Genomic DNA, 14,662 nt, shown 5'->3' on the forward strand with positions numbered 1-14,662 from the left:
CCCCCGGAACAGTGGTCGATGAGCCTCGAATTCAGCCTGAACCAGTCCGCCCCCGCCGCCGCCGCGGTCGATTGCATCGTCGTCGGCGCGCATGCCGATGGCAGCCTGACGCCGGCCGCCACCGCGATCGATGCCGCCAGCGGCGGCAAGCTGCAAGCCCTCGTCGCCCGCGGCGACGTCTCCGGCAAGACCGGCAAGACCGCGCTGCTGCACGACCTGCCCGGCGTCGCCGCCCCGCGCGTGCTGGTCGTCGGCCTGGGCGATGCCGGCAAGTTCGGCGTGCCGCAATACCTCAAGGCGGTCGGCGATGCCGCGCGCGCGCTCAAGAGCGGCGCGGTGCAGTCCGCCCTGCTGACCCTCTCCGAAGTGCCGGTGAAGGGCCGCGACGCCGCGTGGAACATCCGCAGCGCCGCGATCGCCGCCGACCACGCCTGCTACCGCTACACCGCCACCCTCGGCGCCAAGAACAAGAAGCGCGACGACAAGGGCCTGGCCCGGCTGGAGATCGCCGGCGACGATGCGGTCGCGCTGGCGCGCGGCGTCGCCATCGCCCGCGGCGTGCAGTTCACCCGCGAGCTGGGCAACCTGCCGCCGAACATCTGCAACCCCGCCTACCTCGCGCAGCAGGCGCAGGACTTCGCCGCCGGCCAGGACAAGGTCGAATGCGAGGTGTTGGACGACGCCGCGATGGAAGCGCTCGGCATGGGCTCGCTGCTCGCGGTCGCGCGCGGCTCTGCCAACCGCCCGCGGCTGGTGGTGCTGACGTATTCCAACGGCGGCGACGCCAAGCCCTACGTGCTGGTCGGCAAGGGCATCACCTTCGATACCGGCGGCGTCAACCTGAAGACGCAGGGCGGCATCGAGGAAATGAAGTACGACATGTGCGGCGCCGGCACCGTGCTCGGCACCTTCGTGGCCGCGGTCGGGATGCAGCTGCCGGTGAACCTGGTCGCCATCGCCGCGGCGGTGGAGAACGCCATCGACGGCAATGCCTATCGCCCGTCCGACGTGATCACCAGCATGTCCGGCAAGACCATCGAGGTCGGCAACACCGACGCCGAGGGCCGCCTGATCCTGTGCGACGCGCTGACCTACGCGCAGCGCTTCGAACCCGCTGCGCTCATCGACGTCGCCACCCTGACCGGCGCCTGCGTGGTCGCGCTGGGCAAGTTCGCCAGCGGGGTGATGACCAAGGACAGCGACGACCTCGCGCGCGAGTTGCTCGCCGCCGGCGAGACCACCTTCGACCGCGGCTGGCAGCTGCCGCTGTGGGACGAATACCAGGGCCAGCTGGAGTCGGCCTTCGCCGACGTCTACAACATCGGCGGGCGCTGGGCCGGCGCGATCACCGCGGGCTGCTTCCTGTCGCGCTTCACCGAGGGCCAGCGCTGGGCGCACATGGACATCGCCGGCGTGGCCAATGGCGACGGCAAGCTCGGCATGGCCACAGGCCGGCCGGTCGGCCTGCTCAGCCAGTGGCTGCTGGACCGCGTGGCGGCGTGATGCGACGGGTTCCTGCGAGGCATCACGATGGGCTGGCGCGACGCCGCGCCTGTCGCCAACCGGAGTTGACGCATGGTCAATGAGGATTGGCGATGGGCGATGCAACAACGCCAGCACGAGTGAGGACCGCAGGATGCGCGCCGACTTCTACCTGATCGACAAGGAGCGCTTCCGCGCGCAGCCGTTGCTGCTCGTGTGCGAGCTCGCGCGCAAGGCCTATGCGGCCAGCCAGCCGCTGCTGGTGCTGGCGCGCGACAGCGCGCAGGCCGAGGCGCTGGACGACCTGCTGTGGTCGTTCGACCCCGACGAGTACCTGCCGCACCAGATCGCCGGCATGGACGAGGACGACGACGAGGCCCCGATCCTCATCGCCACCCCGGACATGGACGTGCCGGCGCGCCCGTTGCTGCTCAACCTGCGCGACGACCCGCCGGCCGGCCGCTTCGAGCGCGTGCTGGAGGTGGTGCCCGCCGACCCGGCCGCGCGCGCGCCCTTGCGCGCCCGCTGGAAGCATTACCAGGCGCTCGGCTTCGAGGTGAACAAGCACGACATGTAATCGCTGTTGATGTTCCCTCTCCCCTTGCGGGAGAGGGTGGCGCGCAGCACCGGGAGAGGGGTCGTGACTGCGCCCCTCTCCTGCCCCTTGGGGGCATCCTCTCCCACGAGGGGAGAGGAAAAAGCAAACAGGAAAGACGGAACCCATGACCACCCTCGCCCCTGGCTACGACCCGAAATCCTTCGAATCCCGCCTGTACCAGCAGTGGGAAAGCAGCGGCGCGTTCGCGCCCGCGGGCGACGGCCCGGCCTACACCATCCTGCTGCCGCCGCCGAACGTCACCGGCACGCTGCACATGGGCCACGCGTTCCAGCACACCCTGCAGGACGCGCTGATCCGCTACCACCGCATGCGCGGTTACCGCACGCTGTGGCAGATGGGCACCGACCACGCCGGCATCGCCACCGAGATGGTGGTCGGCCGCAACCTGATGCTCGAGGGCAAGGGCGAGACCCGCGACTCGCTGGGCCGCGACGCCTTCATCGAGAAGGTCTGGGCGTGGAAGGAACAGTCCGGCGGCACCATCGAGCGGCAGATGCGCCGGCTCGGCACCAGCGGCGACTGGTCGCGCAGCGTGTTCACCATGGACCCGATGGCCTCCACCGCGGTCACCGAGGCCTTCGTGCGCCTGCACGAACAGGGCCTGGTCTACCGCGGCCAGCGCCTGGTCAACTGGGACCCGGTGCTGAAGACTGCGATCTCCGACCTCGAGGTCGCCAGCGAGGAAGAAAACGGCCACATGTGGTCGATCCGCTACCCGCTGGCCGACGGCGCGACCTACGAACACGTCGAGGTCGACGGCGACGGCAACGAGATCCTGCGCGAGACGCGCGACTACCTGATCGTCGCCACCACCCGCCCGGAAACCATGCTCGGCGACACCGCCGCGATGGTGCATCCGGAAGATCCGCGCTACACCGCGATCCACGGCAAGTTCGTGGAGTTGCCGCTGACCGGCCGCCGCATCCCGGTGATCACCGACGACTACGTGGACCGCGACTTCGGCACCGGCGTGGTCAAGGTCACCCCCGCGCACGACTTCAACGACTACGCGGTGGGCCAGCGCCACGGCCTGCCGATGATCAACATCTTCACCGACGAGGCGAAGGTCATTTCGTCGCGCGACGACATCGCGGACGCGTACCGCGGCCTCGACCGCTTCGACGCGCGCAAGGCGATCGTGGCCGACCTCGAGGCCGCGGGCCTGCTGGTCGAGGCGAAGCCGCACAAGCTGCAGGTGCCGCGCGGCGACCGCAGCGGCCAGGTCATCGAGCCGTTCCTGACCGACCAGTGGTTCGTGAAGATGGACGAACTCGCCAGGCGCGGCCTTGAACTGGTCGAGTCCGGTGACGTGAAGTTCGTCCCGCCGAACTGGATCAACACCTATCGCCACTGGCTGGAGAACATCCAGGACTGGACGATCAGCCGCCAGCTCTGGTGGGGCCACCGCATCCCCGCGTGGTTCGACGACGCCGGCAACGCCTACGTGGGTCGCAGCGAGGCGGAGGTGCGCGCCGCGCACGGCCTGGGCGACATCGCGCTGCGCCAGGACCCGGACGTGCTGGAGACCTGGTTCTCCTCGGCGATGTTCCCGTTCAGCACGCAAGGCTGGCCGGACGAAGACACCATGGGCGCGCTCGGTTTCGACGTCGCGCTGCCCACCAGCGTGCTGGTCACCGGCTTCGACATCATCTTCTTCTGGGTGGCGCGGATGATCATGATGACCGACCGCCTGGTCGGCCGCGTGCCGTTCCGCGACGTCTACATCACCGGCCTGGTCCGCGACAAGGACGGCCAGAAGATGTCGAAGTCGAAGGGCAACATCCTCGACCCGCTGGACATCATCGACGGCATCGGCATCGACGCACTGGTCGCCAAGCGCACCACCGGCCTGATGCAGCCGAAGATGGCCGAGAAGATCGAGAAGGCCACGCGCAAGGAATTCCCCGACGGCATCAACCCGCACGGCGCGGACGCGCTGCGTTTCACCATGGCCGCGCTGGCCGGTCCCGGCCGCGACATCAAGTTCGACCTGGCCCGCGCCGAGGGCTACAAGAACTTCTGCAACAAGCTGTGGAACGCGACACGCTTCGCGCTGATGAACCTGGGCGATGCGACCTTCACCGGCGCGCCGCAGCCGAAGACCGACGCCGAGCAGTGGATCCTCGCCCAGCTCGACCGCGCCAGCGCCGAGGCCGCCGCGCATTTCGCCAGCTACCGCTTCGACCTGCTCGCGCAATGCCTGTACGAGTTCACCTGGAACCAGGTCTGCGACTGGTTCCTGGAGCTGGCCAAGCCGGCGCTGCAAGGCGAGGACACCGCGGCCGCTGACAGCACCCGCCACACCCTGGCCTACGTGCTGGACGCGCTGCTGCGGATGCTGCATCCGCTGATCCCGTTCGTCACCGAGGAACTGTGGCAGGCGGTCGCGCCGAGGCTCGGCAAGTCGGGCAGCGTGATGCTGCAGCCCTACCCGCAGCCGGGCGAGGTGGATGCCGGCGCGTTCGCGCAGGCCGAGGCCGACATCGAATGGCTGAAGGCGATGGTGTCCGCGGTGCGCCGCATCCGCAGCGAGCTGGGCGTGTCGCCGGCGAAGCAGATTGCCTTGCTGGTGCGCGGCGGCGGCGAAAGCGAATGCGCGCGAATGGGCCGGCTGGACGCGCCACTGCGCTTCCTGTGCAAGCTGGAACGGATCGAAACGCTGGCGGGCGAGCCGCCGGCCGCGGCGCCCGCGGTGGTCGGCGAATTGCAGCTGTTCGTGCCGCTGGAAGGCCTGGTCGACCTCGATGCCGAGCGCGTGCGCCTGGACAAGGAACTGGCCAAGGTCGCCGCCGAGAAGGACAAGAGCGAGGCCAAGCTGGCCAAGTTCGGCGCCGGCGTCCCGGCCGCGGTGGTCGAGCAGGAACGCCTGCGCCTGGCGGACTGGACCGGCAAACTGGCGGCACTCGCCGAACAGCGCGCGCGGCTCGGGTAACCCGGGATTCCGGCTTACAGCGGCGGCATCTTCGCGATGTCGTCGCCCAGCAGCTCCATCGCCATCACGATCGCATCCTCGCGGCCGTGGTCGGCAGCGGGGTAGTAACGCGGCCGCCGGCCGATCTCGTTGAAGCCGCTGCGTTCGTACAGCGCGATCGCCCGCGGGTTCGAGGGCCGCACCTCCAGGAACACCCGCTGCGCGCCGCCGCCGCGCGCCACGCGCAGCAGCGCCTGCAGCATGCGCCGGCCCAGGCCTTCGCCTTCGTGGCCGGGCGCGGTGCACAGGTTCAGGACGTGGGCCTCGCCGACGGCGATGCTCAGCACGCCGTAGCCGACGATCTCCCCCGCGCGCTCCTGCACCCACATCGCGTAGCCGGCGTGCAGGCAGTCGCGCATGATCCCGCGCGTCCACGGGAACGGGTAGGCCTGCTCCTCGATCCGCATCACCGCGTCGAGGTCGGCCTCGCGCATCGGCCGCAGGCTGGCGTCGCGCAATGCCTCGGGCGCGGCCACGCTCATCCGCGCTCCCGGCGCAGGCGCCTCAACCGCGGCCAGAGTGCGCGCTTGGCCGCCGCGTCGCCGGCGAGTCCCGCGCAGGCGGCGGCGATCGCCGGTGCGCTGGCCTGCAAGGCCTCGGGCGCGAGCCCGGCTGCCCGCGCGACGCGCGCCAGCATCGTGGCGTCGCTCCCGCCTGCCGCAATGGCCACCGCCGGCGGCATCGCCGGTGCACGCTGCGTCACCGGCTGGTAGGCCACCAGCCCCAACTCGACGAGCACCTCGCGCTGGAACGGATCCCAGCTCACGGCGTGGCGGCGGGCGGCGACGGCGCGCGACGGCGCAGTCCGAGCAGGGGCCCGGACAACGCGTACAGCGCAGCGGCCACCAACAGGGTCACCGGCGGTTCGATCCACAACGCGATCAGCACCACGACGGCGACCAGCAGGGCGACGAAGGGCACGCGGTCGGCCTTCGGGCCGGTGCCGCTGCCCTTGAAGCTGTGGTAGCGGATGCGGCTCACCATCAACAGGCCGGCGACCACGGTCAGCGCGAGCGCGGGGTAGCGCAGTTCCTGCCCGCTCCAGCCGAATTCGTGGCAGGTCCAGACGAAGCTGGCCATCAAGCCAGCCGCGGCCGGGCTGGCCAGGCCGATGAACCAGCGCTTGTCGACCTGCCCCACCTGGCTGTTGAAGCGGGCCAGCCGCAGCGCCGCGCAGGCCGCATACAGGAACGCCGCCAACCAGCCGAGCTTGCCCGCGGTGGCGCCATCCAGCTTCATCGACAGCAGCGCCCAGTGGTACATCACCAGCGCCGGCGCCATGCCGAAGCTGACGAGGTCGGCCAGCGAGTCGTACTGCACGCCGAACTCGCTCTGGGTATTGGTGAGGCGGGCGACGCGGCCATCGATCCCGTCCAGCACGCCGGCCACGAAGATCGCGATGCACGCGGCCTCGAAGCGCCCCTGCGAGGCGGCGATGATCGCGAAGAAGCCGCCGAACAGGCCGCCGGTGGTGAACAGGTTGGGCAGCAGGTAGATGCCGCGTCCGCGCGGGCGCGGCGTCGGCGTGTCGTCGTGGGCGTCCATCCCGCCGAGTGTAAGGGGTTGCGGCGCTGCCGGCGCGGTGCTGCAATCGGCCCACGTGCCCCCCGGAGTCCGCCATGGACATCGCTCGTCCGCTCGTCGCCGTCCTCGTCCTGTCGCTCGCATCGGCCACGGCGCTGGCGGAGCAGCAGCGCGTCTACCAATGGAAGGACGCCAACGGCGTGACCCACTACACGGATACCCCCCCGCCGCAGACCCACAAGTCCCGCGACATCGACGACCGCGGCACGCCGGCGGAGGCACCGAAGGCCAAGGTCGAGGAGAGCCGCCAGTGCCTGGATGCGCGCGCCAACCTGCAACGCCTGCAGGGCGGCCAGGCGGTCGGGATCGATACCGACGGCGACGGCAAGGCCGACCGCAACCTCACCGCGGACGAGCGCGCCTCGCAAGTCGAGCTCAACCACGCCGCGGTCAAGGCGTACTGCCCGGCGACCCGATGAGGCAGCTCGGGCTGCTGGTGCTGGCCATCGTGCTGGGCGTGGCGGCCTGGTGGTGGTTCAGCCACGAGATGCCGCGCCGCGAGCGGGAACGCGCCGTCGCCGCCGAAGCCGAGGCCCGCCGCGCCGAGCAGGTGAGTTCGCTGTACCGCTGGCGCGATGTCAACGGCGTGCTGCAGGTGACCGAGCAGCCGCCGAAGGGGCATCGCTACGAACGCATCAGCCGCACCCCCGAGGACGGCATCGAGGTCCGCGGCGACCGCGACTGAGGGCCGGCGCGGCCGCGCGTGGCAAAATGCGGGTTTCCCGACGCGAATCCCCACGCCATGCGCCTGTCGCAGTTCCACCTCCGGACCGAGAAGGAAACCCCCGCCGAGGCCGAGATCGCCAGCCACAAGCTGATGCTCAAGGCCGGCATGATCCGCAAGCTGGCCGCCGGCCTGTACACCTGGTCGCCGCTGGGCCTGCGCGTGCTGCGCAAGGTCGAGGGCATCGTCCGCGAGGAAATGAACACCGCCGGCGCGATCGAGATGGCGATGCCCTCGATCCAGCCGAAGGAGCTGTGGGAGGAGACCGGGCGCTGGGCCAAGTTCGGCCCGCAGCTGCTGAAGATCCGCGACCGCAAGGAGCAGGACTACTGCTTCACCCCGACCGCCGAGGAAGCGGTGACCGACTTCTTCCGCCAGGAAGTCGCCAGCTACAAGCAACTGCCGGTCAACTTCTACCAGGTCACCACCAAGTTCCGCGACGAGATCCGCCCGCGCTTCGGGGTGATGCGGGCGCGCGAATTCATCATGAAGGATGCGTACTCGTTCCACGCCGACGACGCCTCGCTCGCCGCCGAGTACCGGAACATGTACGACACCTACGCCCGCATCTTCACCCGGCTCGGGTTGAAGTTCCGCGCGGTGGCCGCCGACACCGGCGCGATCGGCGGCAGCGCCTCGCACGAGTTCCACGTGCTGGCGGATTCCGGCGAGGACGCGCTGGCGTTTTCGGAAACCTCCGACTACGCGGCGAACGTCGAGCTGGCCGAGGCGGTCGCGCCGGGCGAGCGCCCTGCGGCGTCCGAGGCGCTGCGCGACGTCGCCACCCCCACGCAGAAGACCTGCGAGGACGTGGCCGCGCTGATGGGCATCCCGCTGCAGCGCACCGCGAAGTCGGTGGCGCTCATCGGGACCGATGCCGAAGGCCGCGACCAGTTCGTGCTGGCGCTGGTGCGCGGCGACCACATGGTCAACGAGATCAAGCTGGCCAAGCTGCCGGGGCTTGCCGAGTACCGGCTGGCGACCGAGGCCGAGATCGCCGCCCACCTGGGCAGCGAGCCGGGCTTCCTCGGCCCGCTCAACGCGAAGACCGCGATTCGCGTCATCGCCGACCGCAGCGTGGCCGCACTGGCCGACTTCGTGGTCGGCGCCAACAAGCCCGGCTTCCACATCGCGGGCGTGAACTGGGGCCGCGACCTGCCCGAGCCCGAGGTCGCCGACATCCGCAACGTGGTCGCCGGCGATGCGTCGCCGGATGGCCAGGGCGTGCTGGGCCTAGCCCGCGGCATCGAGGTCGGCCACGTGTTCGCGCTGGGCCGCAAGTATTCCGAGGCGATGAAGTGCACGGTGCTCGACGCCACCGGCAAGGCGGTCAACCCGGCCATGGGCTGCTACGGCATCGGCGTGTCGCGCATCGTCGCCGCCGCGATCGAGCAGAACCACGATGCCAACGGCATCGTGTGGCCGGAGGCGATGGCGCCGTGGCGCGTCGCGGTGTGCGTGATCAACCCCAAGGACGACCCGGCGGTGGCGGCGGCCGCGGAATCCCTGCACGCCGAGTTGAACGCGGCCGGCATCGACAGCGTGCTCGACGACCGCGGCCTGCGCCCCGGCGCGATGTTCGCGGACATCGAACTGATCGGCATCCCGCATCGCGTGGTGGTGTCGGGCCGGGGACTGGAAGCGGGCACCTTCGAATATCGCGCGCGCACCGCGGAGGCCGCGGAAAACCTCGACCGCGCCGCGCTGCTGGCGAAACTCCGGGGTTGACCGCGAATATCCCCGGATTTGCCCGGGGATATTCCCATGGTTAATATCGCGATTATCCCGCCCGGGGATATCACGACCACATCCAAGGAACCGCGCCGATGAGCATCAACCTCGAAAGCCTCAGCACCAAGGAACTGTCCGAATTGATCAGCAAGGCCAACCTGCGCAAGAAAGTCCTGGCCAAGCGCAAGCCCGCCAACCAGGTGAAGGCGGCGGTGGCCAAGTTCCTGAAGAGCACCGGCTGGACCTTCGACGAGCTGTATGGCCGCGCGGGCGCGCCGAAGGCGGCCACCCCGGCCGCGGAGAAGCAGCCGCGCAAGACCACCAAGGGCCGCAGCCTCGGCAAGGTCGCCCCGAAGTACCGCAACCCGGCCAATGCCAAGGAGACCTGGACCGGCCGCGGCAAGCAGCCGCGCTGGCTGGCCGCGGAAACCGCGAAGGGCCGCAAGCTCGACGAGTTCCTGATCAAGTAAGCGAAGGTCTCGACAACGCCTTCCAGGCGTTGCCAGCCCACGCCGAGTCCGGTCAAGGCCCGGACTCGGCCCACACGAAGCAATCACGCGCATGAGTGCTTCGTGGCCCGCTATCCATGGCTGGCGGGAACCTCTGGATGGATCAGCGGTTCCCAAGCGCCTGCGCTGCACCCGAGGGAACGCCGGCGATCGCCGGCGTTTTCGTTCGTACCGCCCGCACTCAGAGGTTGCGGCGCGCCGACACCAGCAGGTTGCCGAACAGCAGGCCGGCGAGCAGCGCCATCAGCGTGTTGAGCGCGGCCAGTGCGGCATCCTGCCCGGCGCCGAGGTCCTGCGCCTGCACCAGGGTGATCACCCCGCGCAGGGCCACGCTGCCGGGCACCAGCATGATCAGCCCCGGCAGGCGCACCAGCGCGCCCGGGCGATTGCGCCAGCGCGCATAGGCATTGCCGGCGGCGGTGGTCGCCAGCGCGGACAGGAACAGGCCGGCCTGCGGGCCGACCCACTCGCCGCCGTAGCGCGAGATCAGGTAGCCCGCGGCCGCGGCCGCCATGACCAGCGGGTAATCCCGGCGATGCGCGCGGAACAGCACCGCGAACGCATAGGCGCCGACCACGAGGGCGGTCCACACCACCCATTCCGGTTGCGGGCGGGCGGCCTCGACGTCGGGTTCGATGCCGAGGCCGTCGGCGACGGCCAAGGCGATCGCGGTGCCGATGGTCAGCTTGAGGATGGTGGTCAGCGCGCCGGCGAAACGCGCGGTGCCGGAGACCAGGTGGCGGCTGGTCAGTTCGTTCATTGCATTGGTCAGCGCCATGCCGGGCAGCAGCACGATCAGCGACGCGATGATCACGGTGTTGAGGTTCAGCGGGCCGACCAGCGCCGAGACCGCGATCGCCATGGCACCGGCCACCAGCCCGCAGATGGCCTCGAAGGCCTCGTGCAGGCGCGGCCGCGACTGCGCGGCGAGGTCGAGCACGCCGATCACCAGGCCGATCGCCCCCGCGGTGCCGATGTCCAGCCACGGCAGGCGCAGCAGGCCGGCCACCGCCGCGGACGCCAGCGCAAACCCGAGCAGCTGCATCGCCATGCCGCGGCGTCCGGGCGGCCGCCGCAGTTCGCGCAAGGCCGCGCGACCCTCGGCCACCTGCATGCGTCCGGACAGCACGTCCTCGGCGATGCGGTCGGCTTCGCACAACTTGTAGAGATTGGTGTCGCCACCCTCCAGCCGGATCACGCGGGTGGTGTCGGATTCGCCGGCCGGGCGCAGCGGATCGCTGAAGGCCAGGATCATCCCGGTCGGGTTGACCCAGGGCTCGCATTCCAGCGACAGCTGCTTGGCCACTGCGACGATCGCGCCCTCCAGGCGCTGGGTGGTGGTGCCGTAGGCATGCAGGTGCATCGCCATGTCCACCACGAAGGCGATGCGCTCGGTGTAGGACGCGGTGTCGCGGGCATGCGCGGTCATCCCGCTAGGATGACATGCGTCCCACGGCATTCACACCCGCGGCACCGCATTGCGTAAGCTTGGCGGGCGCATGAGCCACGCCCCGAACCACCACCCACCCGCCACCACCATCGACCCCGCCAACCCGCAGGTCCTGCGGCTGGCGGGACGCTGGACGCTGCGCTTCGCCAACGAAGTCGGGGACGCGCTGCGCGACCTGCCGGACGGGATCGCCTGCATCGATGCGCGCGACGTCGAGCGCCTGGACACGCTGGGGGTGCTGCAGCTCCTGCGCTACGCCGACCGTCGCTCGCTCGCGTTCGATCGCTTCCACTTCCGCGACGAGCACAAGGCGCTGATCGCCGCGATCGAGGACGTCCACGACCAGCGGCCGAAGCGCAAGCGCGACACCGGCTTCAAGGCCGCGCTGGGACGGCTCGGCTTCGCGGTGGTCGACAACGCGCGCGAGATCGTGGCGTTGGTCGCCTTCCTCGGCGAGACCCTGGTCAAGCTGCTGCGGCTGTTCAAGGAGCCGCGCCGCTTCCGCCTGACCGCGACCTTCCACCACATGGAGCAGGTCGGCCTGGACGCGGCGCCGCTGGTCGCGCTGCTGTCGTTCATGGTCGGCGCGGTGATCGCCTTCCTCGGCGCGATGGTGCTCAAGGATTTCGGCGCCACGATCTTCGTCGTCGAGCTGGTCAGCGCGGCCTTCCTGCGCGAGTTCGGCGTGCTGCTGACCGCGATCCTGCTCGCCGGCCGCACCGCCAGCGCATTCACCGCGCAGATCGGCATGATGGTCAACCGCGAGGAGGTCGACGCGATCCGCGTGCTCGGCCTGGACCCGGTCGACCTGCTGGTCATCCCGCGGGTACTGGCGCTGCTGGCGATGCTGCCGCTGCTCACCTTCATCGCGATGATGGCCGGCCTGCTGGGCGGCATGGCGGTCGGCGCGTTCACCCTCGACATCCCGGTGCCGGCCTACCTCGCGCGCATGCAGGAGATGATGGAATTCCGGCACTTCATGGTCGGCATGGTCAAGGCACCGGTGTTCGCGATGGTGATCGCGCTGATCGGCTGCCTGGAAGGCCTGCAGGTCGAAGGCACCGCGCAGTCGCTGGGCGAGCGCACGACCTCCAGCGTGGTGCAGGCGATCTCGATGGTGATCGTGATCGACGCGATGGCCGCGCTGTGGTTCATGGAGATGGACGTCTGAGCATGGCGACGCCCCGCGATCCGAATACCGTGGACGGCGTGGTGATCGGCGATGCGCCGCTGATCCGCGTGCGCGGCCTGGTCAACCGCTTCGGCGAGCAGGTCGTGCACGACGGGGTCGACCTCGACGTGCGCCGCGGCGAGATCCTCGGCGTGGTCGGCGGCTCCGGCACCGGCAAGTCGGTGCTCATGCGCTCGATCCTGGGCCTGCGCAAGCCGGACGCGGGGCGGATCCAGTTGCTCGGCGTGGATGCGCGCAGCGAGGATCCGGTGACCCGCCGGCACATCGAGCGCAATACCGGGGTGCTATTCCAGGACGGCGCCCTGTTCTCGTCGCTGACCGTCGGCGAGAACGTGCAGGTCCCGCTCAAGGAGTACTACCCGGACCTGCCGGACTCGCTGCGCTACGAGCTCGCGCTGCTGAAGATCAAGCTCGCCGGGTTGCCGGCGGACGCGCTGGACAAGCTGCCTTCGCAACTGTCGGGCGGCATGCGCAAGCGCGCCGGGCTGGCGCGCGCCCTGGCGCTGGATCCCCCGCTGCTGTTCCTCGACGAGCCAACCGCCGGCCTCGACCCGATCGGCGCGGCCGCCTTCGACGCGCTGATCCGTACCCTCCAGCAGGCGCTGGGCCTCACCGTGTTCCTGATCACCCACGACCTCGATTCGCTGTACGCGATCTGCGACCGGGTCGCGGTCCTGGCCGACCGCAAGGTGATCGCGGTGGCACCGGTTGCCGAGCTGGAAACCCTCGACCATCCCTGGGTCCAGGAATACTTCAACGGGCCGCGTGGGCGCGCGGCGCGGGGTTGAAGCGCCGGCATGCACGCCCTTGTCACCAGATGACGTAGAGTCCGAACGATGGAAACCCGTGCCAACTACGTGCTGATCGGCGGCTTCACCATCCTCGCGTCGGTGTTCCTGCTGCTGTTCGCCCTGTGGGCGACCAAGTTCAGCTCCGACCGCAGCTGGCGCCGCTACGAGGTGATCTTCACCGAGCCCGTCACCGGCCTGACCGAGGGCGGCAGCGTCCAGTACAACGGCATCGCGGTCGGCACCGTGGACAAGCTCAGCCTCGACCGCGACGATGCGCGCAAGGTCGTGGCCCTGCTCAAGCTGAAGGCCGATGCCCCGATCAAGGTCGACACCCGCGCCAAGCTCTCGCAGCAGGGCATCACCGGCGTCCCCTTCATCCAGCTCACCGGCGGCAGCCCAACCGCGCCGCGGCTGGAGCCGACCGAAAGCGTGGAGATCCCGATCATCCGCACCGAGCCCTCGGCGCTGCAGAACATCGCCGACACCGCCAACCGCCTGGTTGCGCGCATGGACGAACTGCTGAGCGAGCAGAACATCCGCCACGTGTCCGACACCCTGGCCCACATCGAGGCCGCGACCGGCACCCTGGCCGACCAGCGCGAGGACATCGCCGCGCTGATCGTCAACGCCCGCGAGGCGACCGCCTCGCTGAAGACCACGCTGGCCACCGCCAACGGCTCGATGGCGAAGATCGACCGCGACGTCGTCGACCGCCTGCCGGCGCTGATGGACCAGTTGGAGGCGACCGTCGGCAAGCTGGACTCGGTCGCCGGCAACGCCAACGCGATGATTGCCGAGAACCGCCCGGCGCTGCAGAGCTTCGCCAACGAAGGCCTGTCGCAGATGGGCCCGACCCTCGCCGAACTACGCGCCCTGATCCGCGACCTGCGCCGGGTGACCGACCGCCTCGACGGCGGTCCTGCGCGCTACATCCTCGGCCGCGACGCGCCCAAGGAATTCGAACCGAAATGAGCCGACCGACGCCCGCTTCCGCCCTGCTCGCCGCCTTGCTGTGCGCGGCCCTCTCCGGCTGCCTGTCCACGCCGAAGGACGCGCCCGCGATCTACGCACCCGCGCTCGCCACCCAGGCCGATCCGGCATGGCCGGCGGTGACCTGGCAACTCAGCATCGCCCGGCCTACCGCGCCGCGGATGATGGATAGCTCGCGCATCGCGGTGAGTCCAACGCCCGGCGAGTTGCAGGTGTACAAGGGCGCGCTGTGGGCCAGCGCCCCCGGCGAAATGCTGGAGGACGGCGTTTTGCGTGCGCTGGAGGACTCCGGCAAGATCCCGGCGGTCGCGCGCCAGGGCAGCGGGATCGGCGCGGATTACCGGCTGGTGATGGACATCCGCCACTTCGAGGCCGACTACGCCGGCGCGGCCACGCCGTCCGCGCTGGTCGAGGTCAACGCCAAGCTGCTGCATACCATCGACCAGTCGGTGATCGGCACCCGCACCATCCGCCAGGCGGTACCCGCCGACGGCACCGAGGTCGCGCGCGTGGCCGATGCCTTCGGCCGTGCCCTGCAGGCGACCAGCCGCGAGATCGCGGGCTGGGTGCTGGAGACGGGCCAAGCCCACGAGCGCACCCACGCGCCCAGGCGCTGAGG

Annotated in this window: 15 protein-coding genes; 11 read left to right on the forward strand and 4 right to left on the reverse strand. The window is 70.1% G+C overall.

Annotated elements, in window-relative coordinates; translation table 11 throughout:
* Positions 1-18: 18 nt before the first annotated feature.
* The 3 genes from ON759_RS09920 to ON759_RS09930 all read left to right on the forward strand — a co-directional run bounded on the left by ON759_RS09920 (position 19) and on the right by ON759_RS09930 (position 5,033).
* The gene (locus ON759_RS09920; protein ID WP_271680209.1) at positions 19-1,503 is read left to right on the forward strand and encodes a leucyl aminopeptidase; all 1,485 of its coding nucleotides are present in this window, start codon (positions 19-21) and stop codon (positions 1,501-1,503) included.
* Between the two features lie 133 nt (positions 1,504-1,636).
* Positions 1,637-2,059: a DNA polymerase III subunit chi gene (locus ON759_RS09925; protein WP_271680210.1), complete on the forward strand. Its 423-nt coding sequence runs from the start codon at positions 1,637-1,639 to the stop codon at positions 2,057-2,059.
* 145 nt (positions 2,060-2,204) lie between these two features.
* A complete protein-coding gene (locus tag ON759_RS09930; RefSeq protein ID WP_271680211.1) occupies positions 2,205-5,033 on the forward strand; it encodes a valine--tRNA ligase in 2,829 nt (942 codons plus the stop codon).
* Positions 5,034-5,047: 14 nt separating this feature from the next.
* Here ON759_RS09930 and rimI read toward each other — a convergent pair whose 3' ends face one another.
* The 3 genes from rimI to pssA are packed head-to-tail and all read right to left on the reverse strand — an operon-like array spanning position 5,048 to position 6,617.
* Positions 5,048-5,548, reverse strand: a complete 501-nt coding sequence (gene rimI / locus ON759_RS09935) for a ribosomal protein S18-alanine N-acetyltransferase (RefSeq protein ID WP_425608475.1) — start codon at positions 5,546-5,548, stop codon at positions 5,048-5,050.
* Positions 5,549-5,550: 2 nt separating this feature from the next.
* Positions 5,551-5,838 (reverse strand): hypothetical protein, encoded by a 288-nt coding sequence (locus tag ON759_RS09940; RefSeq protein WP_271680213.1) that lies wholly within the window; start codon positions 5,836-5,838, stop codon positions 5,551-5,553.
* Complete coding sequence (pssA, locus tag ON759_RS09945; RefSeq protein WP_271680214.1) at positions 5,835-6,617, reverse strand: CDP-diacylglycerol--serine O-phosphatidyltransferase; 783 nt, start codon at positions 6,615-6,617, stop codon at positions 5,835-5,837. The genes ON759_RS09940 and pssA overlap by 4 nt, the downstream gene beginning before the upstream one ends.
* A 74-nt stretch (positions 6,618-6,691) precedes the next feature.
* On the opposite strand from pssA, the gene ON759_RS09950 reads away from it, so the two are divergent.
* From ON759_RS09950 to ON759_RS09965, 4 genes are all read left to right on the forward strand, one after another.
* A complete protein-coding gene (locus ON759_RS09950; RefSeq protein ID WP_271680215.1) occupies positions 6,692-7,075 on the forward strand; it encodes a DUF4124 domain-containing protein in 384 nt (127 codons plus the stop codon).
* A complete protein-coding gene (locus tag ON759_RS09955; protein ID WP_271680216.1) occupies positions 7,072-7,341 on the forward strand; it encodes a DUF4124 domain-containing protein in 270 nt (89 codons plus the stop codon). Before ON759_RS09950 ends, ON759_RS09955 begins: the two co-directional genes overlap by 4 nt.
* A gap of 57 nt (positions 7,342-7,398) precedes the next feature.
* Positions 7,399-9,108, forward strand: coding sequence for a proline--tRNA ligase (locus ON759_RS09960; protein ID WP_271680217.1), 1,710 nt, complete (start codon positions 7,399-7,401; stop codon positions 9,106-9,108).
* A gap of 98 nt (positions 9,109-9,206) precedes the next feature.
* Positions 9,207-9,581 (forward strand): H-NS histone family protein, encoded by a 375-nt coding sequence (locus ON759_RS09965; RefSeq protein ID WP_271680218.1) that lies wholly within the window; start codon positions 9,207-9,209, stop codon positions 9,579-9,581.
* A 220-nt stretch (positions 9,582-9,801) separates the two neighbouring features.
* Here the strand turns inward: ON759_RS09965 and ON759_RS09970 are convergent, their stop codons facing one another.
* The gene (locus ON759_RS09970; RefSeq protein ID WP_271680219.1) at positions 9,802-11,049 is read right to left on the reverse strand and encodes a threonine/serine exporter family protein; all 1,248 of its coding nucleotides are present in this window, start codon (positions 11,047-11,049) and stop codon (positions 9,802-9,804) included.
* Between the two features lie 70 nt (positions 11,050-11,119).
* Here ON759_RS09970 and ON759_RS09975 point away from each other — a divergent pair, with 70 nt between their 5' ends.
* Genes ON759_RS09975 through ON759_RS09990 form a run of 4 tightly spaced genes read left to right on the forward strand, consistent with a single transcriptional unit; the run spans position 11,120 to position 14,660 of the window.
* Positions 11,120-12,241: an MlaE family ABC transporter permease gene (locus ON759_RS09975; protein ID WP_271680220.1), complete on the forward strand. Its 1,122-nt coding sequence runs from the start codon at positions 11,120-11,122 to the stop codon at positions 12,239-12,241.
* A 2-nt stretch (positions 12,242-12,243) separates the two neighbouring features.
* Positions 12,244-13,050 carry an ABC transporter ATP-binding protein gene (locus tag ON759_RS09980; protein ID WP_271680221.1) on the forward strand — a complete coding sequence of 269 codons (807 nt, stop codon included), beginning with the start codon at positions 12,244-12,246 and terminating at the stop codon, positions 13,048-13,050.
* A 48-nt stretch (positions 13,051-13,098) separates the two neighbouring features.
* Entirely contained in the window at positions 13,099-14,025 is a 927-nt protein-coding gene (locus ON759_RS09985; RefSeq protein WP_271680222.1) for an MlaD family protein, read from the forward strand.
* On the forward strand, positions 14,022-14,660 hold the full coding sequence (locus tag ON759_RS09990) for an ABC-type transport auxiliary lipoprotein family protein (protein WP_271680223.1): 639 nt from the start codon (positions 14,022-14,024) through the stop codon (positions 14,658-14,660). Before ON759_RS09985 ends, ON759_RS09990 begins: the two co-directional genes overlap by 4 nt.
* Positions 14,661-14,662 lie beyond the last annotated feature (2 nt).

The organism is Thermomonas mangrovi, from assembly GCF_028201335.1.
GTDB lineage: Bacteria > Pseudomonadota > Gammaproteobacteria > Xanthomonadales > Xanthomonadaceae > Thermomonas > Thermomonas mangrovi.